Source organism: Carnobacterium iners (assembly GCF_900177385.1).
Classification (GTDB): Bacteria; Bacillota; Bacilli; order Lactobacillales; family Carnobacteriaceae; genus Carnobacterium_A; species Carnobacterium_A iners.
On sequence record NZ_FXBJ01000002.1, the window covers coordinates 192,817 to 216,188 of the forward strand.

20 protein-coding genes, 1 other RNA gene and 1 pseudogene are annotated in these 23,372 nt (G+C 34.0%); 4 read left to right on the forward strand and 18 right to left on the reverse strand.

From position 1 onward, the window contains the following. Window positions 1–71: 71 nt before the first annotated feature. Both B9Y54_RS01105 and B9Y54_RS01110 read left to right on the forward strand, forming a co-directional pair. The gene (locus B9Y54_RS01105; protein WP_085558595.1) at window positions 72–1,046 is read left to right on the forward strand and encodes an acyltransferase family protein; all 975 of its coding nucleotides are present in this window, start codon (window positions 72–74) and stop codon (window positions 1,044–1,046) included. A gap of 89 nt (window positions 1,047–1,135) precedes the next feature. After that, a complete protein-coding gene (locus B9Y54_RS01110) occupies window positions 1,136–1,738 on the forward strand; it encodes a nitroreductase family protein (protein WP_085558596.1) in 603 nt (200 codons plus the stop codon). A gap of 103 nt (window positions 1,739–1,841) precedes the next feature. Here the strand turns inward: B9Y54_RS01110 and B9Y54_RS01115 are convergent, their stop codons facing one another. Next, window positions 1,842–3,482, reverse strand: a complete 1,641-nt coding sequence (locus tag B9Y54_RS01115) for a PucR family transcriptional regulator (protein ID WP_085558597.1) — start codon at window positions 3,480–3,482, stop codon at window positions 1,842–1,844. A 204-nt stretch (window positions 3,483–3,686) separates the two neighbouring features. Here B9Y54_RS01115 and B9Y54_RS12615 point away from each other — a divergent pair, with 204 nt between their 5' ends. Further along, window positions 3,687–4,028: a pyridoxal-phosphate-dependent aminotransferase family protein gene (locus B9Y54_RS12615; RefSeq protein ID WP_234987770.1), complete on the forward strand. Its 342-nt coding sequence runs from the start codon at window positions 3,687–3,689 to the stop codon at window positions 4,026–4,028. A gap of 341 nt (window positions 4,029–4,369) precedes the next feature. Here the strand turns inward: B9Y54_RS12615 and B9Y54_RS01125 are convergent, their stop codons facing one another. The 7 genes from B9Y54_RS01125 to srtB form a co-directional block, all read right to left on the reverse strand. Then, window positions 4,370–5,104: an NAD-dependent protein deacylase gene (locus B9Y54_RS01125; RefSeq protein WP_085558598.1), complete on the reverse strand. Its 735-nt coding sequence runs from the start codon at window positions 5,102–5,104 to the stop codon at window positions 4,370–4,372. 172 nt (window positions 5,105–5,276) lie between these two features. Then, on the reverse strand, window positions 5,277–6,053 hold the full coding sequence (locus tag B9Y54_RS01130) for a hypothetical protein (RefSeq protein ID WP_085558599.1): 777 nt from the start codon (window positions 6,051–6,053) through the stop codon (window positions 5,277–5,279). A 146-nt stretch (window positions 6,054–6,199) separates the two neighbouring features. After that, on the reverse strand, window positions 6,200–6,562 hold the full coding sequence (locus B9Y54_RS01135) for a DUF1475 family protein (protein ID WP_085558600.1): 363 nt from the start codon (window positions 6,560–6,562) through the stop codon (window positions 6,200–6,202). A 90-nt stretch (window positions 6,563–6,652) separates the two neighbouring features. Further along, entirely contained in the window at window positions 6,653–7,444 is a 792-nt protein-coding gene (locus B9Y54_RS01140; protein WP_085558601.1) for a GDSL-type esterase/lipase family protein, read from the reverse strand. A 23-nt stretch (window positions 7,445–7,467) separates the two neighbouring features. Further along, window positions 7,468–8,469, reverse strand: a complete 1,002-nt coding sequence (locus tag B9Y54_RS01145) for an ABC transporter permease (protein WP_085558602.1) — start codon at window positions 8,467–8,469, stop codon at window positions 7,468–7,470. Window positions 8,470–8,481: 12 nt separating this feature from the next. After that, a complete protein-coding gene (locus B9Y54_RS01150) occupies window positions 8,482–9,393 on the reverse strand; it encodes an ABC transporter ATP-binding protein (protein WP_085558603.1) in 912 nt (303 codons plus the stop codon). A 133-nt stretch (window positions 9,394–9,526) separates the two neighbouring features. Then, window positions 9,527–10,276 (reverse strand): class B sortase, encoded by a 750-nt coding sequence (gene srtB / locus B9Y54_RS01155; protein ID WP_159446032.1) that lies wholly within the window; start codon window positions 10,274–10,276, stop codon window positions 9,527–9,529. 132 nt (window positions 10,277–10,408) lie between these two features. Here srtB and B9Y54_RS01160 point away from each other — a divergent pair, with 132 nt between their 5' ends. Continuing rightward, window positions 10,409–11,044, forward strand: a complete 636-nt coding sequence (locus B9Y54_RS01160) for a fasciclin domain-containing protein (RefSeq protein WP_085558605.1) — start codon at window positions 10,409–10,411, stop codon at window positions 11,042–11,044. Between the two features lie 209 nt (window positions 11,045–11,253). Here the strand turns inward: B9Y54_RS01160 and ssrA are convergent. The 10 genes and pseudogenes from ssrA to smpB all read right to left on the reverse strand — a co-directional run bounded on the left by ssrA (window position 11,254) and on the right by smpB (window position 23,366). Then, window positions 11,254–11,620: a transfer-messenger RNA gene (ssrA, locus tag B9Y54_RS01165) on the reverse strand. A gap of 270 nt (window positions 11,621–11,890) precedes the next feature. Then, complete coding sequence (locus B9Y54_RS01170; protein WP_085558606.1) at window positions 11,891–13,300, reverse strand: ISLre2 family transposase; 1,410 nt, start codon at window positions 13,298–13,300, stop codon at window positions 11,891–11,893. 425 nt (window positions 13,301–13,725) lie between these two features. Continuing rightward, window positions 13,726–15,009, reverse strand: coding sequence for an MFS transporter (locus tag B9Y54_RS01175; RefSeq protein WP_085558607.1), 1,284 nt, complete (start codon window positions 15,007–15,009; stop codon window positions 13,726–13,728). A gap of 111 nt (window positions 15,010–15,120) precedes the next feature. After that, window positions 15,121–16,175, reverse strand: a pseudogene (allD, locus tag B9Y54_RS01180) (ureidoglycolate dehydrogenase). A 458-nt stretch (window positions 16,176–16,633) separates the two neighbouring features. Then, a complete protein-coding gene (gene ltrA / locus B9Y54_RS01185; RefSeq protein WP_085558608.1) occupies window positions 16,634–17,917 on the reverse strand; it encodes a group II intron reverse transcriptase/maturase in 1,284 nt (427 codons plus the stop codon). A gap of 642 nt (window positions 17,918–18,559) precedes the next feature. Continuing rightward, window positions 18,560–19,336, reverse strand: coding sequence for a Cof-type HAD-IIB family hydrolase (locus B9Y54_RS01195; protein WP_085558610.1), 777 nt, complete (start codon window positions 19,334–19,336; stop codon window positions 18,560–18,562). 33 nt (window positions 19,337–19,369) lie between these two features. Beyond that, complete coding sequence (locus B9Y54_RS01200; RefSeq protein ID WP_085558611.1) at window positions 19,370–20,044, reverse strand: histidine phosphatase family protein; 675 nt, start codon at window positions 20,042–20,044, stop codon at window positions 19,370–19,372. A gap of 106 nt (window positions 20,045–20,150) precedes the next feature. Next, window positions 20,151–22,130, reverse strand: coding sequence for a fructose-1,6-bisphosphatase (locus B9Y54_RS01205; RefSeq protein WP_085558612.1), 1,980 nt, complete (start codon window positions 22,128–22,130; stop codon window positions 20,151–20,153). Between the two features lie 155 nt (window positions 22,131–22,285). Further along, window positions 22,286–22,759, reverse strand: a complete 474-nt coding sequence (locus tag B9Y54_RS01210) for a glutathione peroxidase (protein ID WP_085558613.1) — start codon at window positions 22,757–22,759, stop codon at window positions 22,286–22,288. A gap of 148 nt (window positions 22,760–22,907) precedes the next feature. Continuing rightward, window positions 22,908–23,366: an SsrA-binding protein SmpB gene (gene smpB / locus B9Y54_RS01215; protein ID WP_085558614.1), complete on the reverse strand. Its 459-nt coding sequence runs from the start codon at window positions 23,364–23,366 to the stop codon at window positions 22,908–22,910. Window positions 23,367–23,372 lie beyond the last annotated feature (6 nt).

Consider the following 23,372-nt stretch of genomic DNA (forward strand, 5'->3'; position numbering starts at 1 on the left):
TATTTTTATTTGCCTATTGAATTACTTTTCAAATAAGTTAAGATGTCTCATAAGAGAGAGGAGGACTAACTTTGGTATATAATCGAACAATTGACGTTATGAAAGGACTGGCGATTCTTTTTGTTATTTTTATCCATAGTTTAACAAATCAAACGGTACTAGATATCGGTGGACCTTTTTATATTCTGCAAGCCGTTCCTTTATTTCTTGTTATCGCAGGATTCAACAATACGATGTCCTATGAACGACATCATTCTGAAACGCTCATCGATTTATACCAACCGATTTTACTTTTAAAAAAATTAAATCGCATTCTATTGCCAGCAGTGCTAGCTTATTTGTTTCAACTAGTGATTGGTCCGTTTATTGGAGAAGAAGCTTCTATTTTCTTTTATTTGTTCGGTCGAGGTGGATTTGGCGGGTTTTTTATTTCCATTATGATTCAACTTATTTTCTTTTTGCCTTTTCTTTATTATCTTGCTAAAAGAAACCATCATCTTATGTTATTAATCAGTTTCTTAGTAAATTTAGGTTTTGAATTAGCTAGTGATATTCTAGACTTACCCCCATTTTTATATCGTTTATTTTTCTTTCGTTATCTATTCGCGATTGCTTTAGGTATTTGGTTTTACTTTATTCAACAAGATAAAAAAGCTTTAACTATCATTAAAATAGGTGCTTTTTTAAGCATTCTCTATCTTATCTTAGTTCATTATTTTGACTATAATGGATCTTTTTATTCATTCGATACTGCATGGAGAGGTCAAAATCCTCTAACTTTTTTCTATCCTTTATTCTTATTTCATTTAGGACTTACCTATCTGCCTAAGTTGAGATGGAATATCCTTTATGAAGGATTAGCGTGTTTAGGAAAACAGTCTTATCATATCTTTATTGTTCAAATGGTTTACTTTTGGGTTATTGCTTCCTATATTGATAAAACCCAATCCATATTAGTAATTGATTTAGCGAGTTGCTTAATAATTGGGAGTGCCTATTATCATCTCGAAAAATTTTATTTTCGTCATAAAAAACATTTGCGCTAGACTGTTACTACTAAGAGCTTAGATAGTTGCCTACTAAAAGAAAGCTGTTATACTAATTAGGTAAGTTCATCTAAGGAGGAATACAGTTTATGAATAATCAATACATTGATTTATTAAAAGAACGTCGCTCCATTTATGCGCTAGGTAAAAAGGTTTCCTTATCTAACGAACAAATCATGGAATTAGTCAAAAAAGCAATCAAAGAAAGCCCCTCTTCATTCAATTCACAAACTTCACGTGCAATTGTTTTGTTTGGAGACTCTCACGAAACGTTATGGGATTTAACGGAAGCTGCTTTGAAAGAAGTCATTCCTGAAAGACAAGATTTTGCTCCAACAGTTGGAAAATTAAATTCTTTTCGCGCTGGATATGGAACGATTTTATTCTTTGAAGAAATGAGCATTGTTAAAAATCTACAAGAACGATTTGCACTGTATGCCGATAACTTCCCAGTTTGGTCAGAACAAGCTTCTGGTATAGCGCAACACTCTGTCTGGACTACATTAGCAATCGAAAATATCGGCGCTAGCTTACAACACTATAACCCATTGATTGATGATGCTGTTCGCTCAGAATGGAACTTGTCTGCTAACTGGAAGTTACGTGCACAAATGCCATTTGGCTCCATTGAAGCACCTGCTCAAGATAAAGAATACATGAACGATGACGAGCGCGTTCTTTCATTTAATTAATTATCATGTAAAGAGCCAAACACTAGCTAATTAAAGTTAGTGCTTGGCTCTTTTTTTATTGTTTTTTTATATCAATGTATCCTTTTACTTAACTTGTAGAGTTCTAATTTGCAGTAGCATTATCTGAAAGTTCTAGAGCTAGTCTAAGTTTTAAAGATAAGTTTGGATTGTTAATAGGTGTTTCATAAATTTCTTCACATTTAATAATTCGATATTTAACGGTATTGCGATGAATAAATAATAACTTGGCCGTTAATGTAATATCGCATTGAGATTCTAAGTAAACTTTTAATGTTTTTCTTAGTTCTTTATCCATTTCACTAATTGGAAAAGCTAGTTTTTTCAAAGTTGTAACACAAAAATGCTCTACCTGTGCTATAGGTGTGTGTTCAATTAATTGATTAAAGCCTTTTGTTTGATAATAATGGACAATTTCAAGAGAATCAGTATTTAAAATAGTTTTACACGTTTCTAGTGCTTCTTGGTAAGAAAAATAAATAGAATTTATCTCGTTCACATCATTGCCAATTGAAAAATGAAGTGCAATAGGTAATTTATCTTTCAACTGATGATGGATAAGACAAAGCTTATTTTTTAGTTCGGATTCAGATTTTTGTAAAAGAATGCCATAATAAATAGTATCTTTAATTGGAAATAATAAGGCCTCTTCAAAATGATTGGCTACTTGCTTTTCCAACCATTCGTAGGTTAAGTGGTATTGATCTATTTCGAGCTCGTTACTGATTGTATTCAATTCTCTGTTTTCAAAATGAACAATAATAATTTTATAAGTGGTTGACTGAACTAGGCCATAATCTTTTCCATAATCTAACCAATTAATCGCTGTTTTCTTATTTTGATTTTCCTTTTTTATTAATTGAGAAAAAAAGGTTTCCCTCAATTGTAACTTGCTTTCTGTTATTTTCAAATTCTTATAAAGAGTGTGTAAAAGAACCGTATTGGCTTGTTCTATAGCAAACTGAGAAAAAGGATAAGGAATCTGATCAGCTTTGAAAATAACTAGTAAATAAGGGAAATAAGCATTTATCTGAATTGGAAAGACAGAAACAAGTAACTGATTGTCATTGTCTATTTCAAAAAGAAAAGTCGATTCTTTATTTGTATCCCGGATTTTTTTCAAATGAGGCGTCAGTTGTTGATGATTATAATTAGCAAAACTCAAGTGTTGTTGAAAATGCTTTGATTCAGCAATAATTTCTGTAAAAGGATTAACCATCATAACTGGCCGTTTTAAAATCATACCTAAATGACTAATCAATATTTTTAGGTCTGCTCCTTTAATCATCAAGTTAGAAAATTTCTTTTGAATATCCAGTGCGTAATACAATTTATCAGTTTGCTGATCCCAAACATAAGAAAGCAATTGATGAGAAATTCTTCCTAATCCCACAGTGCTTGGTATTTGTAGCAACGGGAAATTTAAATTATCCGCAAAGGTAATCACTTCTTCATCTAATTCACTAATAAATCTTCCTAATTTAATTCCAAGTCCAGCCACTGGTAATTCATTTAGCGATTGAATAAACGCACATAGCTTTTTGGGTTCACCTTTAAAGGCCATCGCTGTCGTTAATAACAACGTATGTTTTGACAAATACGAAGCAACGTCAGGTGCCTCAGAAATTTCAATTGTATAGACTTCTCTAGATAAATCTGCTTGTTTATTTAGAACTTGAATACTAGAAAAACTTGGTAATTCTAGTATTGTTTTAAGAGCCGTCATTTATTTCCCCCCATGCTTAAATACAATTAGATAAGATACGGTAACTTATCATTGATTATTTTTTGGATATTTTTTACTAAAGATAATGTGGGCTTTAGTTATTTTAGATAATGATAGCAATACTTACTGTACCATACACTAGTAGATAAAGAATTCAAATCATAAAAATAAAAGAAAGAGTTATCTATTCCAAAAAGAATTATTATGACTCCAGGACCTGTTGAAATAAGTCCTCGTGTTTTAAGACCCATGAGTATGCCTATTTCAGGACAATATGCCCCTGTATTTAGAGACATTATGGATGATGTCTCAGAATTATTGAAAAATGTGTTTAGAACAAAAAATATAACTATCTTTTCCATAAATGGAACAGCACGCTCAGGAATCGAGGCTGCCATGTTGGGGTTAGTCGAAGAGGGCGATTGGGTATTAATTCCAGCTTTTGGACGATTTTCTTATTTGCTAGTCGAATTTGCTAAGCGTGCGGGAGTAAATGTAAGATGCTCGAAAAAGACTGGGGAAAAACGTCTGAACCCAGCGAAGTGATTGCTGATAATAAAGAGTATCAACCGTAAATTGTGTAGAAGTCCCTGAAGGAGTCGATGAAGCTGCGGTACGTTCTACCTTACTAACCGATTTTGGTGTTGAGGTAGCAGGTTCGTTCAGACCTCTTGTAGGCAAAGCTTGGCGTATTTGCAACATAGTCTATAATAGCCGCAAGGAGAATGTTTTATTAACATTTAGCGGCCTTAGAAGCCTCACTAATTGTCAGCAACGCGCAAATCAACATTGGTAAAGTTGTCCTTGCTGCAATAGCTGTGTAACATTAAAATTGATACTATTTAAAGACAAAAGGCAAAAAAAAAGACCAAATAGATCTTTTTTCTTTAAATAGATAACTTCTTAAACGTCTTCCCAACCGATTCTTGAATAACCAAATCGATTGGTAAATCAATTGTTAAAGGTGTTTTATTGATGACAATGACTCGTTTGCCTGTAAAGTAATGAATTAAATTCTTAGCCGGATGAACGGTCAAAGATGTCCCTGCAATAATAAGCAAATCAGAACTAGCTATCAGTTCTTTTGCTCTTTCTAGAACTTCTGGCTTAATATTTTCACCAAATAAAACGACATCTGCTCGTATGATGCCGTTATCAATTGGACATCGGGGAATATTTTGTTCATCTTTTTGAATCTCTTTAGGCCCATATTCACGGCCGCATACCATACAATGAAAATGGCGATTATTGCCATGCAATTCAACAACTAACTTACTTCCAGCCGTTTGATGTAATCGGTCAACATTTTGTGTAATAATGCGGACATCTTTTGGTTTGTTTTCTAATGCAGCTAAATAAAGATGAGCAGCATTAGGTTCAGGTTTTATCCACTTCTTGTTTTTATTTGGTTGATTGAAAAACTTTTCGGGGTAATTTATCAAATAACGTTTGCTCATGACTCTTCTAGGATCTAACTTTTGCCTCTCCAGTTCAGTATAAGCCCCGTCATCAGAACGATAATCCGGTAGTCCACTTTCCGTCGATACTCCTGCTCCACCGAAAAAAGTAATGTGCTCAGCTTCGTTAATAAATTGTTGCAGCGTTCCTATCGGATCAGTCATTTCTCTTCCTCCATCTTAAATAGTAAAAATGCATGAAACTAAACGAGAGAGTAGGCTACCCACTTTCTTCAAGTCTACATGCATTTTTTCTTTCTTTATCTTTTCTTATAATTTATGTCTATATTGGTTTATTTCATCTTTACTAAGTCAACTCTTTAAACCTAAGAATAGTTTAGTCTCTCTTTATCAGCTTATATCCAATGAAGTAAATGGCTACTCCTACTATCACTGATAGATAGATAATTAGATTGTTTATCGCCAATTGGCTAAATAAAATTAACAATAGGATTATCGCGCTAAACAAGAATTGACTTGCTAGTAGTTCGTATCTTTTTACGGGGTTACCTTTATCGTCTTCAACTTTTTCTTTTGATAAAAACCAAAATAATACAAAAGATAGTCCCAATACAACAAGGCTAAATACATTAACAAGGCTTAAATAATCTGCCCTATTAAAAGTTAAATACCCCATAAAAAAGGTCTCTATTATAAATAATCCCAAACTAATTCCACTAGCTAGTAGAACTTTCTTACTTTTTTGTCTATTTATTAGAATTAAAGCCATTGCTAAGACGTAAACGAGTAAATAAATACTATTTTCATTATTAAAAGATAAATAGATACTAAGTCCTAACACCGAAAACAAATCAAAAAAGGTTTGGCTTTCGCCTGTTATGCCATTTACTATTCTCATAAGTAAAATAATCCAAAAGATTACTAAAAGTTGAATAGTTTCATAGTAAAATAAATTTAAACCAGAAAACGCAGCCGCTAGAAATGCTGAATAATCATGTTTGGGATCAAGTTCTCTAGAAAGTGACCAAGTTAAAAATACTCCACTTCCTACGTAGAGTCCTGATGAAATCTTTCCTATTAAAATCCAGCCTATAGCCGCTACGACTAATGACATGATTGCTATTAGCTGATTGGTTCTGTAATTGAAATCCATGTTTCTTCCTAATGTAAAAATAAAATCACTCCTTAATAAATCGATTATTCCCCAATTCTAGCTCATTGATAAAGAAAAGACTTTTTTATTTATTTGCTAAAATTATTTGTTTTTTCTATACTACTTTTACATCGCAAATTAAACAGTTATTTTTTTGTATTAGCCCATTTTTCGGTTATCATTTCTCTTTTGTTTCCCAAGAAAAATTTCGCCCAATCGCCATCGGCTTTATATAAATTAAATAAGATATACAAACTTGCCGTTAAGAATCCAAATAGTCCCATTAAAACGATCAACACACCAATTACTAATGGATTTTTTTCTCTAAATACAATCCATGTTGAAAAAATTAAGATTCCTGCAAAAAGATCAACTAAAGACATAATTCCCCAATTGTTGCTTAATAATGCTGGACCTTCTATTGAAAAATCACCATTTATAAAGACATTTCCCAAAGACAAAATCATTGCTAGTGCACACAAGTAATAAACAAATTTAATATATTTCATATTCTCTTTCCTTTCTAGCCCTTTACATAAGACCATTTGCTTAACGTTATAGGCAACTCTCTTACATTCTATCCTAAATTGCTATTCTTTTCATTTATTTATTATTTTATTAAGCACTTCTGCTATGACTTGATAACCCAATCCACTTGGATGAAATTCATCTATAGAAAGATAATCATCTAAATGATATTCAAATAATTCATACGTTGGTATATAAGCAAATTTAACATCTGAATTTACAATCACACGTGTTTCATAGTTCCATTCTAAAAGAAATATCGCTTTTTCTGGTTCTTCTTCGCTATAAGGATTATACAGTCCTATAAACGCTAATTGTGCGTCAGGATTGATTGTTCTAATTTCTTTTGTTATTGCTGCTAAATTTTCTTTGTAGCTTTTAAGTGCTTCCTCAAAAGCAAGAGTTAACGTTACACTATCCTCATATTCTAAGCGATTTAAATCATTTCCCCCAATAGAAAGAATGATCAAATTAGCGCCTAAAATACTCGCATTGTTCTCTCCGCTTTTAATAGATTTTACTAAGTCTGCACTTTCATAGCCAGGTATAGAACTATTTTTAACAGCTTTTTTTTCTTGCCCTTCTTTAGCGATTAAATCTAAGTATCTTCCTCCTATACCTAGTTCTTCTTCGTCTCCTATTCCAAATCCTATAGAATCGCCAAGAATAAGGATTTCAGAAGAGTCTGTTGGTATTTCATCACTTTCTTCAGGTAAACTTTGCATACTTTCCATTGGTTTTTCTGTTTGGTTTTCTTCTTCACTTTTGCTGACATTTACTGAGGCAACGAATCCCCCTATAAAAATAATCGATAAAGCTAACGAACTAACTAATATTAGTGGCCAAATGACTTTTTTAAACATACTGATTCTCCTTAATAGTCGATTTAAACGAGGACATCTTTGTGGTTAAATACAATGAAACTAATGATTAACGACAATAAGGCCCAGGCACTTAGTATCAGAACAGAAAAGTTTAAGCTCATCCCTTCAATAAGTTGATAAGATCCGGTTAAATAGCGCGTAAGATCTAAGTTTGTTACAAAGAAATATTTCACTAACTCCCATTCAGATAAGAAAAACTGTAGAAACTGACCACCAATTAAAGAGGCCATCAATATCCCTATCGCTGATGAGCTGTTATCAACTACAACCGATATCAATAGTGTGATGGACGCTACTACTGTAGACACAAACCATAATAAGGAATAAATCAATAACGTGTATTGGAATCGAGAGATTAGTATCGTTGAATTTGCATTTAACTCACCATTAACTAAACTAAAACCTGTCACGATGGGCTCACTAAAGCCCCACTGTTGAAAAAACAAATAGGAGATTAAAGTAGATAAAACGCCAATGATAAAAACTAAAAGTGTAGTCATCATGATAAGTGCAATATACTTACTCAATAATATTTTCCATCTAGGAACGGCTCTTGTGAGTAAGATCTTGATTGTTTTATTGGAAAATTCACTTGAAACTAAATCTGCGGCTAGAATAACAACTAAAAGAGGAATAAAGAGGATGATGCCTTGTTCAACAAATTGAACATTGAATTTAGAGGCCGTTGGAGTAATAGGGTTAATATCATTTTCGATAAAATAAGTTAATTGCTGAATTTCTCTATCGACAGATAATCTAACTTCCTTTGGGATAAATTCATTAGTACTGCGTTCTTCAAGATCATCAAGCCTTTGAGTAGTCAAACTTCTCCAATCATATTCCGCCCCGCCAGATTCTGCTTCAAATTTTTGGATATTCTGATCATAAGAATATTTTTGACCGTAGGCAAGTAAACTGATAAAAATTAAAAGTAAAAGAACAATTAGAATCATTTTTTTCTTTAGTAAAATTTTTGTTATCTCGTTTTGGACTAACGAAATCATATTATCACACCTTTACCCAATTTTATGTCTGTCTGTAAGTGTCAAAAAGAGATCTTCTAACGTTCTCTTTTTATTTTCAACATACTTAATCTCAAAACCTAGATCAAATAATGTTTTATTTATTTTTAAGAGCTTTTCTAAATCAACTAGCGCTGTTAATTTAGTTGCATTAATCGTTGAATCAACATCAAATCTTTTTTTAAGAACTAACTGGGCTTTTTCAGGATTATCTATTGTCCAAACAACTTCGCCAGTTGATAAAACTTCATCGATTGAGGTATTTCTAATAATCGTTCCGTTATTTATGATACTAACTCGGTCACACATCAATTGAACTTCACTAATTAAATGTGAAGAAATTAATACTGCAATACCTTTTTCTTTAGCTAATTTTTTTACGATTTCCCTAAACTCATGGATTCCTTGAGGATCAAGTCCATTCGTCGGTTCATCTAAAATTAATAAATTAGGTTTATGAATCAAAGCTTGGGCTAGGCCAACTCTTTGTTTCATTCCCATAGAATAGATAGCTACTTTATCATGGATACGTTCTCCCATACCAACTAATTCTACAGCTTCATCAATATCTTTTTTAGTCACATTTTTTGACATACTACCCAGTAATTCAAGATTTTTATAGCCACTCATATAGTCATAAAGATCAGGACCTTCTATAATACACCCTACATTAGACATCGCTTTTACAAAGTCTTTCTCAATAGAATGTCCGCAGATTGTTATCTCTCCTGAAGTCGGTTTTAATAAACCTACTATCATTCTTAAGGTCGTCGTTTTTCCAGAGCCATTTGGTCCTAAAAAAGCTAAGATTTCACCTTGTTTAATATCAAGATTAATCTCTTTTATAATTTGATTTTTCTTAATTTTTTTTGCTAAATTAGAAACCTTTAATACCGATATGTCCATAATAAGCCTCTTTTCAAAAATAATTTTATTTACATAATAAAGATTAGCCTAGAAGACAGCAGTATTTCCAAGTGTTACTATTAAGAATAAAAACGTGCAAACATATTGAGTGAAATAAGTCAGGATGATTAACCTACTCCGTTATTTCAACTGCATGAATAAAAAGTCTACCATCATTAACGTCATAATTACAAGTAACTAGCGTCAGTATATTATCTTCTGCAGAAACTGGCGTATCTAATGAGAAAATAGACTCATTTTTTAGCGTATCAATAAAATTGCTGAATTCATTGTCTTCAAATGTGACATTAATAAAATCAACGTTTGCATCAGAAGGATGTACTGAAAAAATTTTATATGTTCGTTTTGTAAATGGGTCACTAAAAATAAATTCAGAATGTTCAGATAAAAAATCTTCTGAAAGATAACGATCTAAATCTTTAAACATCTGTCCGTATTTAGCATAATGTCCATAAAGAATTGTATGTTTATCTAGACCCATACCAGCATTTCGATAATCCATAAAAATCGTACCTAAAACATCTTCTTCTTTGTAGAAATTATGCTTCAAATAATAGTCATTATCCTCTCCTCGTACAACTGGATAATCAATAGCTGTATCGGCAATGTTTAACCAACCCATGTAATCAGGATTAAGATCATAATATTTCGCAGCTTCATTTCTTACAAATAATCGGTTTTCTTCAGTAATTTTAGTAGTAGCCATTGTCTTTTTGACTTCTTTATCATTAGCAGTTGTTTGAACCAAAGCACTCTCTGGTACTTTAACGTCTTTGCGTTGAGCGGATACTACGTTGTAATAATAGAAGATTTGTACTAAAAGTAGGCTGGATAAAATCATGAGTCCATACTTTTTTTTCATATAGGTTCCTCCATTTTTTTTTTTTATTTTTGAGTTCATTTATTTTGACAGCGGTTTCGTCATAATGGTATTGTAACTTATGTAGACAGAGATAACAAAATATAAACACTGTCACAGAAGGAGATGGAAAAAATGAACAAGATTTCGAAGATTGCATTTTCTCTTGTCACTCTATTGTTACTATCGCCAATTTTTGCCGCAACTGCTAACGCAGCAGAACCTACAGAAGATGTAGTAGGTATCGCCCTCAGTAACCCTGATTTCAGTATCCTTGTCTCAGCCCTCCAAAAAGCAGAACTTGTTGACACCCTTAAAGGAGACGGCCCCTTCACTGTATTTGCACCAACTAATGCTGCATTCGAAAAATTATTAATGGAATTAGATATTACGGCAGACGAATTATTAGCACAACCTGATTTAGCAAAAGTTCTTACTTACCATGTAGTTTCTGGAAAAGTACTTGCTGGTGATTTAACTGATGGAATGACAGCACCAACAGTAAATGGTGAAGAATTAACATTTGATCTTTCAGCAGATCCAATGGTTAACAAATCTATGATTACTACAACAGATATCGAAGCAACAAATGGTGTCGTTCACGTTATTGATACGGTCTTAGTACCTTCAAACTTTGCATTACAAGAAGTTGCAATGGAAGAAGAGACGGTCGCAAAAACAGGCATTGAAAGCAACACAGCACTTCTTGTAGCTATGCTAGTTACAGCTAGTGCAATTGGCTTCGTAGTTTTCAAAAAGAAACAAGCATAAGTTAATTATTAAATAAATTTGTATCATTCATCTGATTATTAAAAAGCCTTCTAGAAAACTGTTTGTTTTCTAGAAGGCTTTTTTTATATATGAAATTCTATTTATCATAATGAGTTCTTATTTGGTAGACGTGAGATAAAAAAATAAGCCGTTAAAACGTGTTAAAGATGCTTTCGCATTAACGTTTTAACGACCTTATTTAATGAATAATATGGAGACGGCGGGAGTCGAACCCGCGTCCAAATATATCGGCACCTAGATGTCTACGCTCATAGTTATGTTACTTAAAGTTTCGCTTTGTATCAGCCACACAACCGGCATCATACTTTGCTAGTCTGATGATCTCTTCTAAAACTTGCAGACGGAAAGTTTTAGCGTATCCCACTAATTATAGGACCCTTGCTCGAGCACATGGGTGATGCCGAGAGGATCTACACTAAGCTGTTATTACGCAGCTAAAGCGTAAGAGTTATTATTGTTTTTAGCAGTTATTTTAACTGTAACGTTTTAACGTAGACGTAACCTACGAAGCGCAACCCAAGCTCGACCTATACCTGTCGAATCCGTAACGCCCCCGAATGGGAAGTGTATACAGAGAATGTAAAGTTACTTCTTGAATCCATTACTGATTAACTCTCACTGGTTAGTATAACATAAATTTAATTAAGTTGAAATAAAAACTACTAGATAGTTTGTGTCAAGTTTTTCTCGAGCGTCCTATTACCATGCTAGTTTAGACGTTTTATTCTTGTACACTCATCAGCTACCGCACGGCTACGCCGCTTGCTGGCCCATCTTTTGGGAGAAGGTTCCTAAAACCAGGAACCTTCTCCCAAAAGACAGGAATTAACGAAAACTTTTAATTAATTGTCCTATTGCTGATGAACGGGAGGCATATAACGGAATAGTCCCATTTTTTGCCCCGACTGACTGCCGTGTTTTCTCATGCAATAACGACGATAAACGAACCGTTTGGTTTAACTTACGTTGATTTCTCGCACTTCTATTTTGTTGGTGAAGATAGGCTTCACGCAAGGTGTGATTAAACATCCCTTGTTTTACCTTTACCATAGCTTCGCAACCTTCTGCGCTCCAATGCATTCCTCGCTTTTTCATACGAAAAGAGATACGTCGTTGATTGGACTCCATTGCGCCTAAACCTCTTGCGTCCTTCTGCGCTTGTTCTACTTTTTCGCGCCAATCGAAAATTCGATCCCAATTTCGTACTACATAGGTTCGAAATGTAGTCAGTTTTTCCACTGCAGAAGTTTCATCTAGCGTACTTTCATACGTATCCAACCAAATAGTTAACTGATCTAAATCATGCGTCTTTAATGCTTGTTTGACCTGCTGTTTAAAAATGGTAGTTTTCACGCCAAATGCACGGTTTAACCCTTGAAAAACATGATAAGAGTCTAGCTGATTTAAAACAGGGTAGTTCGATTGAGAAAAAGCTTCTTGGAATTTGTCTGCGGTATACCCTTGTCCGCCGTCACTATTTGTAATGATTTGAGCTTGTTGTAAGGCATAATGATTCGCTGTAAAGGCTTGAATCTCTGCCCAAAAACCAGCGGTTTTTTTAGTCGTCATAATGGCTTTGGGTTCCTTTAAAGAGACGCGTTTTCCATTTTTATTCCAGCCTTCATAAAGGATGGCATGACGAACTTCTAAGCTCTTTTTCTTTTTTGTCCCACGGACAAAAACTCCATCAGCCTCGGCATAAAGATAGTCTACCTTTTTTCCTTCCGGCAACTCAGCTGATTCTTCTAGTTCCAATACGCTCTCTTCATCTTCACGTGCTTGTGCGGATCCAACGCGTTTGAGAAGACTACCGACTGTTTGATGACTAATCGTAACAGCTGTCCATTCATTTAACATATCTGCAGTATCTCTATAAGTAACTTTACTCGCCAACTCTGCCACTTTTACTTCTACTAATGGACTATGGCGTTGATATTTCCGAATACCTAGCCAGTCATCTAGCGGATAATGATTTTGACTCTCTTGATCTATCATCAAGGTACGACAATAACGAACAGACCCAAAAATAAACTGAACGGTTTTCCAATCTTCTCGTTTCACTTTCCAACCTTCCTCTTGTTTCTGCTCTTTGATTACCTGATTGAGATGAGTGAAGACATCTCCTACTAATTCAGCGAATACTTCATACATACAGACTTGAATAGCTTCTTCTGTCTCTATTAAATTGCTTGAATCCTTTATTATTTGGTAAACCTTTGATATAATCTTATTCATAAGAAGGCCTCTTTCATTTATGTATTTGCCGCTCAAGCATACATTTATGATAGAACGTCTTCTTTCTTTTTGCTAGTAAAAAATAATAGTATCTCGAGAACTATTTTACACATACTACTAGATAGATACTTGCATTCTTTTCTTTTGATAAAATAAGTGATAAAGATTTAAAAACGATAAAAGATAGTAGCTATAGAATAGCTTAAAATTTATTTATCTACTTATTATAAAAATGACACATCTTTATTTATAAATTTCCCAATAATTTCTTTTGGCTCATTGTCAGGATCAAGAAAAAAATAACTCACCTGTTCAAATAAATAGATAATACAGTCTATCTACCTTTCTTAACAGAAGAAAATAAAAGATGAAAGATAAAAACCCTCATAAAAAAAGGGCTTTTATCTTTAAATTAATTTAACTTTTTAATTAAAAGCAGCGACTTCATCTTCTTTAACGAAGCTAAAGACAATCATTCCGATTACTAGTAGTGCAGCAGCTAGGTAGAAACCTAATTGCATTGAACCAAATTGGTCTGTAATCCAACCTGTTAAGAAAGGAGCAATAATTGAACTAGACATTCCGATAAAGTTATAAGCACTTAAAGCAGTAGATAAAGAACCTTTTGGTGCATTTTTAGCAACGAAAGCTACTAAAATAGGGTCTAATGCTAATTTACCAGTTAAACCATAAGCAATTAAAGCTACGATTAATAGTGTACGGTTTTCTACAAAAGCGATAGCAAAAATAGAAACCATTGCTACAGGAACTAACGTATAAACAAATATTTTTGTACGTTTGTATTTATCTGATAAACGAGCAAATAATAATGCTCCAGGGATAGAAGCCCAAGGAACTAAAGAAGAAATAAAACCAACGCTTGTTCCTTCAAATCCACGTTCAACTTGTAAAAATTGTGGCAACCATGTTAATACTACAAAGAATCCGTAAAGCGAAGTAAAACATAAAACAAATGTTAGTACAAGATTACGATTTCTAAAGATAGCGCCTAAGGATACTTTTTTAACAACTTCAGCAGGATCGTTGTCGCCAGCTGTATCATCAGCAGCTTTTTGATCTTCTGGACGAACAACTTTTTCTTTTAGAAGAAAAAAGAATAATAAACCTACGATAACAGTTGGAATTGCCATAATTTTAAATGGTAATGTCCAGTGCTCTCCATTTTCTAAAACTAATTTACTTGAAATTAAGAATCCGGCAGAAGTACCTAACGCCATACCGCTATTAATGATAGCATTTCCAAGTGTTAGGTTCTTTGTTGGAATTGCTTCAGTTGATAAGGCATATTGTGGACCGTAGTATGAACCTTGGCCTACACCTGTAAGAGCTCTAAAAATCATGAACATACCGAAACCTGAAACGATCCCACTAAATAAAGTTGCGATTCCCATAAAAACAAAACCGATAGCAATAACCATTTTTCTACCATACTTATCGCCTATTACTCCAAATGGAATTTGCGTAATTGCGTAAGTTAAGAAAAACACACTACTAACTAAGCCTAATTGTGCATTACTTAAATCAAATTCTTTAGCAATTTGCGGCATGATAGGATTTAAGATTGTTCTATCTGCATACATTAATACCCATCCGAAGAAGAAAAGGGCTACTGTTTTCCACCAATATTTGTCTGATACATAAGTTGCCCCATTAACTACTCTGGGCTTTGTTTTAGTTAATTGTTCCATTTCTTAATTCCTCCATATCTATGGTCTTGCTTAAAATAATTGCGTCTATCTATTTATCTATAAAAAGTTTATTTGGTACTATAAATCGAATAATCAAAAAAAATTTACCCGTTATCTTTCACTAAATGCATATGCTTTATCGTAATTATCAAAATGAATGGTCTCGCTTTTCAAATAACCATAAATTTCTTTAACAATAGGAATGCCATCTTCTGAATATTTTTCAGCAACAATATTCGACATCTTGTTCGGATAAAGAACTCGATCAAAACCTTTAGCTGGTTTAACCCGTATCTAGCTCTTCTACCATTTTGTTGATATTTTTTTAAAATTCTGGTAAATCAGTGAAAACTTGAATTGATTAAAATATGCAACTGTCCTAAATTACTACCAGCTGTAATATCCGTGTACATAGAAGAAACATTTTCACCAAATTGTAGTCCTAATAATGTACCAGATAAAATATCGACCATTATCATTAGCTCATAACCTTTTGGTCCGGCAATTGGCAATTGTCCTTTAACATTATGTGGGTCTGTTGTTGGTGCTCTATTTTCATCGACTGCCCAAGTAGTTGGGATATCTACGTTACGTGATCGTGCATCTAAGGTTTCCCCCTAAGCTTGAATCGTTGTTGCCATATCAAAAAAACTGGCTTATGCTTTGCTCTAGGTGCAGCAAGTACAACCGGATTTGCTTCGAAATAAGGTTCTGCGCCACCAAATGGAACGACCATTGGACCTGATTGACAAACAGATAAAGAGATTAGATTTTGTTCAACTGCTTGTTCTACAAAATGCGCCATTGTACCGCTATGACAAATTTGATGGACACCAACAACTCCAATATCCGTCTCTTTAGCCAACTTTATACCTTCTTTTAAGGCTTCATTCGCAGTTACGTGTCCTACACCATTATCTACTTCAAAAACTCCCGTACTTGGACCTATTTGATTGAATTTAAATTTAGGAGTAAGATTAATGCCACCTTTTGAGATTCGTTCAGCGTAGTAATCTACACGAACTGCTCCGTGGGAATGAATCCCATGTGTATCTGAAAAAACGAGTGTCTCTGCAACTCCATTAGCGTGTTCTTTAGAAAGTCCCGCTTTTTTCAAGTTTAGCTTAAATCAATTGATGTAAGTCTTTTTCTGTTACCTTAACCATCTCTAACTCAGCCATTAATTAGCCTACTTTCCATTTAATTTTTAGATTGTAGCTCTAGTTTTCTGACCAGACGTAGCATAATTACTCATAGCAACTAAATTTTTTCTGCTACTAGTGGTAAAAAAGAGTGTATAAAGTTCTATCTTTTTGCTTGACTTCTCTTTTTTTATTCCTCCTTTTGTTCAATCTTATTGAGATAAGCTATTTTTATTTTTCGAATTATTTTGCATATCCTTTATTGTAAGCACTTTTCAGCCTAATTGCATTGTGCAAATAAGCTAAATCATCAGAACGTTATTTGTTCTATTTAAACAAGTACTCGCTGAGTTGTGCCTCTTATTCTTATAGCAAAGAGTAATATTTCGTGTAGAATACACAATCGAGTAGGAGGAGCCTCACGGCTCCGACCTCTCACACCACCGTACGTACCGTTCGGTATACGGCGGTTCCATTTTATACTAAACATGTATTTTATCGTAATGCTCTACACAAGAGACTAGGCCAAATTGGGCAAGTCTCTTGTTTGTGATAGTCGTTGTTAAAATCCAAGAATAGGCAATACGTACGACACCCTTACTAGTGTGACTATTTTTATAGGCACTGTATTTGTCCATCCCTAATTTTATTAAGTTCTTTCGCCGATTCTTAGCTGTTTTCCATTTATGCCAAATACACATTCTGAGACGGACTCTCAAATGAGAGTCAATTTTCTTTAAAATGCTTTTCATTGAACCTATTTTATAGTAGTTTATCCACCCTCGAATCACTTGATTCAGTCGTTCCACTTGATATTTCGTATCAATACTCCAATTCTTACGTGTAAGTACTTTAAGTTTATATCGAAAGTTTTCTACTGAGATTTTATGTGGTTTCGCTTGATAGGTTTTCTTATTAAAATCTCGGTAAAAACCGAATCCTAAAAATTTCATTTCTGGATTATTTGGCTTCGTAATCTTAGATTTTGTACTATTGACAATCAATCCTAACTTTTCTTCGATAAATTTTGTAACGGAACGCATCACTCTTCTCGCTGACATTTCACTCTTAACCATAATGATACAATCATCAGCGTAACGAACGAAACGGAGGTTTCGTTTTTCCAGTTCCTTATCAAGTTCATTAAGCATGATATTGCTCAATAGCGGTGAAAGGTTCCCTCCTTGCGGAGTTCCAATGCTAGTATCTTGAATAATCCCATTAACTTGTACTCCACTGACAAGAAATTTACGAATCAGCGAAATTACATCTCCATCGGAGATTGTTCTAGAGACTAAATTCATCAATCGGTCATGTTGCACCGTATCAAAGAAACGTTCAAGATCGATATCAACAATCCAGTCATATCCTTCATTGAAGTACACTAACGCCTGATTAATCGCCATTTCAGCTTGACGGTTTGGTCGAAAACCGTAACTATAGTTACTAAAACCTTTATCGAATAAGGGAGTCAATACTTGTGCAATGGCTTGTTGAATCATACGGTCTTTAACTGTCGGGATTCCTAGTAAACGAACATCACCATTTGGTTTAGGAATCTCCACTCGAAGAACGGGTGAGGTTTGGTAGTTTCTTTGACGAATCTGAGCCATAACTTCTTCTTTGTTTCGAAGAAAATATATTCCTAGCTCGTCAATTGTCATGCCATCCACACCTGCGACACCTTTATTTCGTCTTACTTGTTCGAATGCTACAGTCAAATTCTCTTTATCTAAGATACGCTCAAGGATTTTTCTTTCATACATGTTTGTTATTTCCTTTCCTTCTCGTGAAGTCGGTATCCACTTTCTCGTCTTTTGACCAGCGGTCTATTTCCTCTTCCAATATTGATTTCCATAACGATAAAACGGTTCAGCCCTTCGCTCTGTCTAACTTTCACTAGCTGTCTTCACTACTACGGCTTCTGCTGACTTCTCCTGTCTCAGGCTTGTATCACTACAAGTTTTTGAAATAAGAACAGAAGACCTCCCCAGTTAAGGTGCGAACTCTTTCTCTCCATCTATCTGCCATATCTACATCACACGATTGATACATTAGCTATTGGACTTCAGCTTCTTTTGCAACCTTATCCTCGTGCACTGCCTCCTATATGATTTCTGTTCGTCAGACCAGAGATTTGCCTCGAGCTTCCTTCAGATTCCACCTCACGGTGGACACCCTTGCTTTTAGCTACATGCTTACCGCTAATCGGTCGCACTCAGGACTTTCACCTGTTAGAGTTTGCCCATGCTGGGCGAACAAAAAAAGGAGTAAAAAAATTACTCCAGTAGATAAACAGTTATTTTTAATTTTTTCTAATTCGTAAAAATATCCAGCTAACTACTTTTACTATCAGATTTTTTTGGCCTATGTTAAAGTACTTCTCTCTCTTTTGAATCGCAAGAACTCTAAATTAAATCAAAATAGGATAACCCTTCAATTATGCCACCTTTAGTATTTTCAGAAGTAACGTAACTAGCTTGTTCCTTCAAAGCAGGTAATCCATTGGCCATAACAATACTAAAATCGACGTGTTCAAGCATTTCAACATCATTTGACCCATCTCCAAATGCATAGGTAGTAAGGTGCTCTAAGTCCGTTTTCTTCATTAATTCTTTAATACCCGTAGCTTTAGAATTTCCTTTTGGGATAGTATCTATACTATAGGGCGTATTACGATAAAAAGATAATTCTGGAAATTGTTCTCTAAAATAAACATCTTCTATTGTATTTGTACTCAGAATTAGCGCCATTAGTATTTCTTCTGTTAAATGCAAAGAATGATCTATTAATGAAATAGGTGCATGAATAAACGCGTATGCTTCTTTTAAGGCAGTTGTTTGCCTAGTCGCTCGGATTTTATTCGCTGTGTAAAATGACAAAGCAAAATCTCGTTCTTGCGTAGCTTGTTTTAAACGCACAAGTGTATCCGTAGAAATACTACTACGGTATACTTCTTTTCCTTGATACACAATATATTGACCATTGAGAGCAATAAAAGAGTCAATGGTCGTTGACTCTAAAATAAATTGAATTTCTAGCGGGCTGCGACCTGTTGCGATAAAAGGGATATGTCCATTAGCTTGCATTTGCTCGAATGCCTTTACTACTTCAGGTTCAATTTTTGATTCCCTATTTAATAACGTACCGTCTAAATCAAAAAATACAAATGATTTTGGATTCACGTTTGTTGTCTCCTTTAAGATTTATGTGCTCTTTTATAAATCTCTGAAATGATCTACTTGGTTATAACTTTCTAAATGATAAAGGCCATCATAATAGCTTACTTTTGATACACTCGCATTCAATAGTGGCTGTGGAGCAACTAGCTCAGGGACTAACCCATTTAACATATAACGTATCGTATTGCCATGTGCTACAACTAATACCGTATCGCCAGTATCGCGATGTGTTTTGATTAACTCGATTAATCCTTTTTCAATCCGAGTCCAAAATTCAAGATAATTTTCAGCATGGTGATAAGGATCTGCTTTTTTTGTTGCATTCATTTGTTCAGGTACAGTAGCCTTTGACCACAGATCGCCAACTGTTGGATAGCCCATCACTTCATTAATACTAGCCCAGACCTCATCAACACCTTGAGCTTCAAATGAACCAAAGAATACTTCTCTAAACTCAGGCATAGCATGAACGATTAGATCATCAGCATCCTTGTTCTCTTCTAAAATAATACCAGCTGTTTCAATTGTCCGACTGAGGTCGCTAGAGTATACGGCATCAAATTTAACATTTGCTAAACCTTTCCCGCTTCTACGAACGTCTTCACTTCCTTTTTCAGTCAACTGAATGTTGCTCCACCCTTGCATTCTTCTATATAAATTCAGATAAGTTTCACCATGTCGAACAAAATAAAATGTGCATCCTTTACTCAAAAAAATCTCCTCCAGTTACTTACCATTTTCATGTTTTTTACATGTTATCATCTTCTATTGTACCAAAAACAACCACCTAGTGAACCTATTCAGTGAGTTTTGTCATTTAAGGTTTCTTTTTAATTTTTTGAAGAATTTCTCCTTCATAATAAGCCGTCAATAAAATCTTCAAATCTTTTACCTGTTCTGTCAAACGTCTACCGGTATCTGTTTCTCTCACTTTTTTGCGTTCCATCTCACGGTCGACAACTCGTCTTGTGGACACAATATCAAATTCATCTTCGATAGCGTGTTTAACCGAAGTAAATGGCTGATGAGAAACTAGTTGCATGCCAAATGAGTTATAGAGTAAAGTATAGCCTGCTAGACCCGTTGTATGTTGGTAGGCTTTAGAGAAACCACCATCTATAACAATCATGCGTCCTTCTGCTTTAATCGGATCTTCTCCCCGTTTTTCTTTTACCGGTGTGTGACCATTAATAATGTGTCCTTTAGTAGAATCTAAACCAAATTCATTTAATATATTTTCACATGTTGTGACATCATTACGCAAATTGTAATAAGGGTTTTTCTTTTCTTCATGGGTTTCTTTATCTTCAATATAATAGCGTTCAAACGTTGTCATTTGTTTTTTACCAAAAAGGGAAGATGATGCACCAGTCCATAAATACCAGATAATATCCAAATGTTTTTCTTTATTTTCTTTGTCTCTCGTCAAATAGCCCTTACGGAGTACTTCTTCAAATTTATCTAATAAAGCTTTACCACTATAGGTATTTTTCCGAATTTTAAATGACATAAAGCTTCCATCTTCATTCAAAGGGACACACCCATGAAACAATAAATTATCATTGTAGGTTAAATACATACTGCCTTTATTGTATAAATATGAAATATGTTTTTGAAGTCGCTCACTTGTTTTGAATGCATAGATTAATCTTTCTACAATACTTTCTTCTTCTTTGGTCAATTGATAGGGATTTTCTGGATCAATTGTCGGAAAATACGTATTCGTTAGTGGGTATATTTTCCTATTTATCGAAATCGTACCTTTTTCATAGTCAATTTTATCTAAAAGCATTCGATCATCCATCTTAAAATTTGGTTGCCTCTTAATAATGGCGCCTTCTAATTTAAATTGGATAATTGCAATAGCTTGGTGCATTTTTGTTATTTGCCTAATTTCTTCTTCAAAAAAATCAATTTCTTCTTTATCAATTTTTGGATAAAATCCTTCCGTTACTTCTTGCGTATATGTCATCTCTGCAAAAGTTAATAACTGTCGAAGTGAAATACCGTACGCATCTTCAATAATTTCAAGATTATTGTAACGAGCTGATATTCTGAGTACGTTCGCAATACAAACTGCTGAGCCACTAGCTGCTCCCATCCACAAAATATCGTGGTTCCCCCATTGTATATCGACAGAATGATGATCCATTAAGGTATCAATAATTTTATCAGGATAAGGACCTCTATCGTAAATATCTCCTACGACATGCAAATGATCTACGACTAAGCGTTGAATAAGATAAGAAATAGCTGTGATAAACTGTGGAGCTCGATCCAACGAGAGGATACTTTGAATAATTTCATTGTAATAATCTTCTTTATTAGGAAAACTAGTATCTTTAGATAACAACTCTTCAATGATATAAGCAAACTCAACAGGCAAAGCTTTTCTAACTTTCGAGCTGGTATATTTTGAAGCTACGTAGACACACAGTTCAATTAAACGGGATAAAGTCAGACGATACCACTCATCCATCTCTTGGGTTTCATCTATTGTTTCGCTTAAATTTTTTATTTTCTCTTCAGGGTAATAAATTAACGTCGCTAATGTATTTCTATCTTTTGTACTTAAGCGTTCACTAAAAACCTCATTAATCTTCTCCTTAATATTTCCTGATCCATTGCGTAAAACATGCTGAAATGCATCGTATTCTCCATGAATATCACTCAAAAAATGCTCTGTTCCTTTTGGTAAGTTCATGATGGCTTCTAAGTTAATGATTTCTGTTGTTGTTTCTCCGATTGTCGGGTATTCTTTAGCTAATAAATCTAAGTATTTATTTTTACTACTCATCATCATTCTCCTTTTAGATTTCTATGTATACCAGTTCATCTTATCATAAATCAACTGACTAAAACTAACCAGTTTAATCTTTTAAAAAAAGACACAAAACAACATTTAAAAGGCTGTTTTATATCTTTTGTTCAACTTAATAAATTATTTTGATCTTATTCAACATTCAAAATTGCTATAATTGAATCCTCTATTTTTTCAGGTTTAGTCATCGAACCAAATCGTTTAACAATTTCACCATCTTTACCAACAAGAAATTTAGTGAAGTTCCATTTAATTATTTTGTTGCCCGTTTGTTCAACCAAATACTTATATAAGGGACTAGCATCATTTCCATTAACTTTTATCTTTTCATGTAAAGGAAAAGATACATTGTAGGTCATCTGACAATGATCTGCAATTTCCTCGTTGGATAAAGGTTCTTGATTCATAAATTGGTTAGATGGAAAGCCTAACACAGTAAATCCAAGGTCATTGTATTTTTTATATAACTCTTCTAATCCTTCAAACTGAGGAGCAAAACCACACTTACTGGCCGTATTAACTATTAATAAAGGCTTGCCTTGATACTTACTAAGTGATACCTCTTCTCCGCCGATTTCTGTAACTGAATAATCATAAACTGACATAAGAACCCTTCTTTCTTTTATTACCTACTAAGTATACCAAACAGAAAATAAAAACACTCTCATAAAGCACTTTTAAAGTAGCCTTATTTTATAAAAAAATAGCCTAAACATCGTTACATGTCCAGACTACTTATCTTTTGATTCTATTTTATCTTTCTCTCAATGATCTTGCTAAATCACGTTTTTGGTCTTTACGTTTCAAATCTTCTCGTTTATCGTAATTTTTCTTCCCTTTTGCTACGCCAATCAACACTTTCGCATAGCCGTCTTTAAGATAAACTTTCAAAGGAACAAGTGTGTTTCCGCTCCCTTTCATTTCATTTTCTAGACGAGCTATTTGTTTTTTATGCATCAGCAATTTTCTCGTACGTAAAGGGTCGTGATTAAATTGATTGCCTTGTTCATAGGGGCTAATATGAACATTGTGTAAAAATATCTCTCCGTTACGAACTCGTGCAAAACCATCTTTTAAATTTATTCTAGCTGCTCTGATAGATTTTATTTCAGTCCCTTTTAAAACAATTCCAGCTTCAACTGTATCTAAAATAGTATAATCAAATCGTGCTTTTCTATTTTGAGCCAGCAGTTTCCCTTCTCCTTTTGGCATTTTTTT

Excerpts from the sequence above, each read along its gene's own strand:
- B9Y54_RS01110 (WP_085558596.1), top strand. The coding sequence starts at position 1,136 with ATGAATAATCAATACATTGATTTATTAAAAGAACGTCGCTCCATTTAT.
- B9Y54_RS01115 (WP_085558597.1), bottom strand. The coding sequence starts at position 3,482 with ATGACGGCTCTTAAAACAATACTAGAATTACCAAGTTTTTCTAGTATT.
- B9Y54_RS12615 (WP_234987770.1), top strand. The coding sequence starts at position 3,687 with ATGACTCCAGGACCTGTTGAAATAAGTCCTCGTGTTTTAAGACCCATG.
- B9Y54_RS01125 (WP_085558598.1), bottom strand. The coding sequence starts at position 5,104 with ATGACTGATCCGATAGGAACGCTGCAACAATTTATTAACGAAGCTGAG.
- B9Y54_RS01130 (WP_085558599.1), bottom strand. The coding sequence starts at position 6,053 with ATGGATTTCAATTACAGAACCAATCAGCTAATAGCAATCATGTCATTA.
- B9Y54_RS01135 (WP_085558600.1), bottom strand. The coding sequence starts at position 6,562 with ATGAAATATATTAAATTTGTTTATTACTTGTGTGCACTAGCAATGATT.
- B9Y54_RS01140 (WP_085558601.1), bottom strand. The coding sequence starts at position 7,444 with ATGTTTAAAAAAGTCATTTGGCCACTAATATTAGTTAGTTCGTTAGCT.
- B9Y54_RS01145 (WP_085558602.1), bottom strand. The coding sequence starts at position 8,469 with ATGATTTCGTTAGTCCAAAACGAGATAACAAAAATTTTACTAAAGAAA.
- B9Y54_RS01150 (WP_085558603.1), bottom strand. The coding sequence starts at position 9,393 with ATGGACATATCGGTATTAAAGGTTTCTAATTTAGCAAAAAAAATTAAG.
- srtB (WP_159446032.1), bottom strand. The coding sequence starts at position 10,276 with ATGAAAAAAAAGTATGGACTCATGATTTTATCCAGCCTACTTTTAGTA.
- B9Y54_RS01160 (WP_085558605.1), top strand. The coding sequence starts at position 10,409 with ATGAACAAGATTTCGAAGATTGCATTTTCTCTTGTCACTCTATTGTTA.
- B9Y54_RS01170 (WP_085558606.1), bottom strand. The coding sequence starts at position 13,300 with ATGAATAAGATTATATCAAAGGTTTACCAAATAATAAAGGATTCAAGC.
- B9Y54_RS01175 (WP_085558607.1), bottom strand. The coding sequence starts at position 15,009 with ATGGAACAATTAACTAAAACAAAGCCCAGAGTAGTTAATGGGGCAACT.
- ltrA (WP_085558608.1), bottom strand. The coding sequence starts at position 17,917 with ATGTATGAAAGAAAAATCCTTGAGCGTATCTTAGATAAAGAGAATTTG.
- B9Y54_RS01205 (WP_085558612.1), bottom strand. The coding sequence starts at position 22,130 with ATGAGTAGTAAAAATAAATACTTAGATTTATTAGCTAAAGAATACCCG.
- B9Y54_RS01210 (WP_085558613.1), bottom strand. The coding sequence starts at position 22,759 with ATGTCAGTTTATGATTATTCAGTTACAGAAATCGGCGGAGAAGAGGTA.
- smpB (WP_085558614.1), bottom strand. The coding sequence starts at position 23,366 with ATGCCAAAAGGAGAAGGGAAACTGCTGGCTCAAAATAGAAAAGCACGA.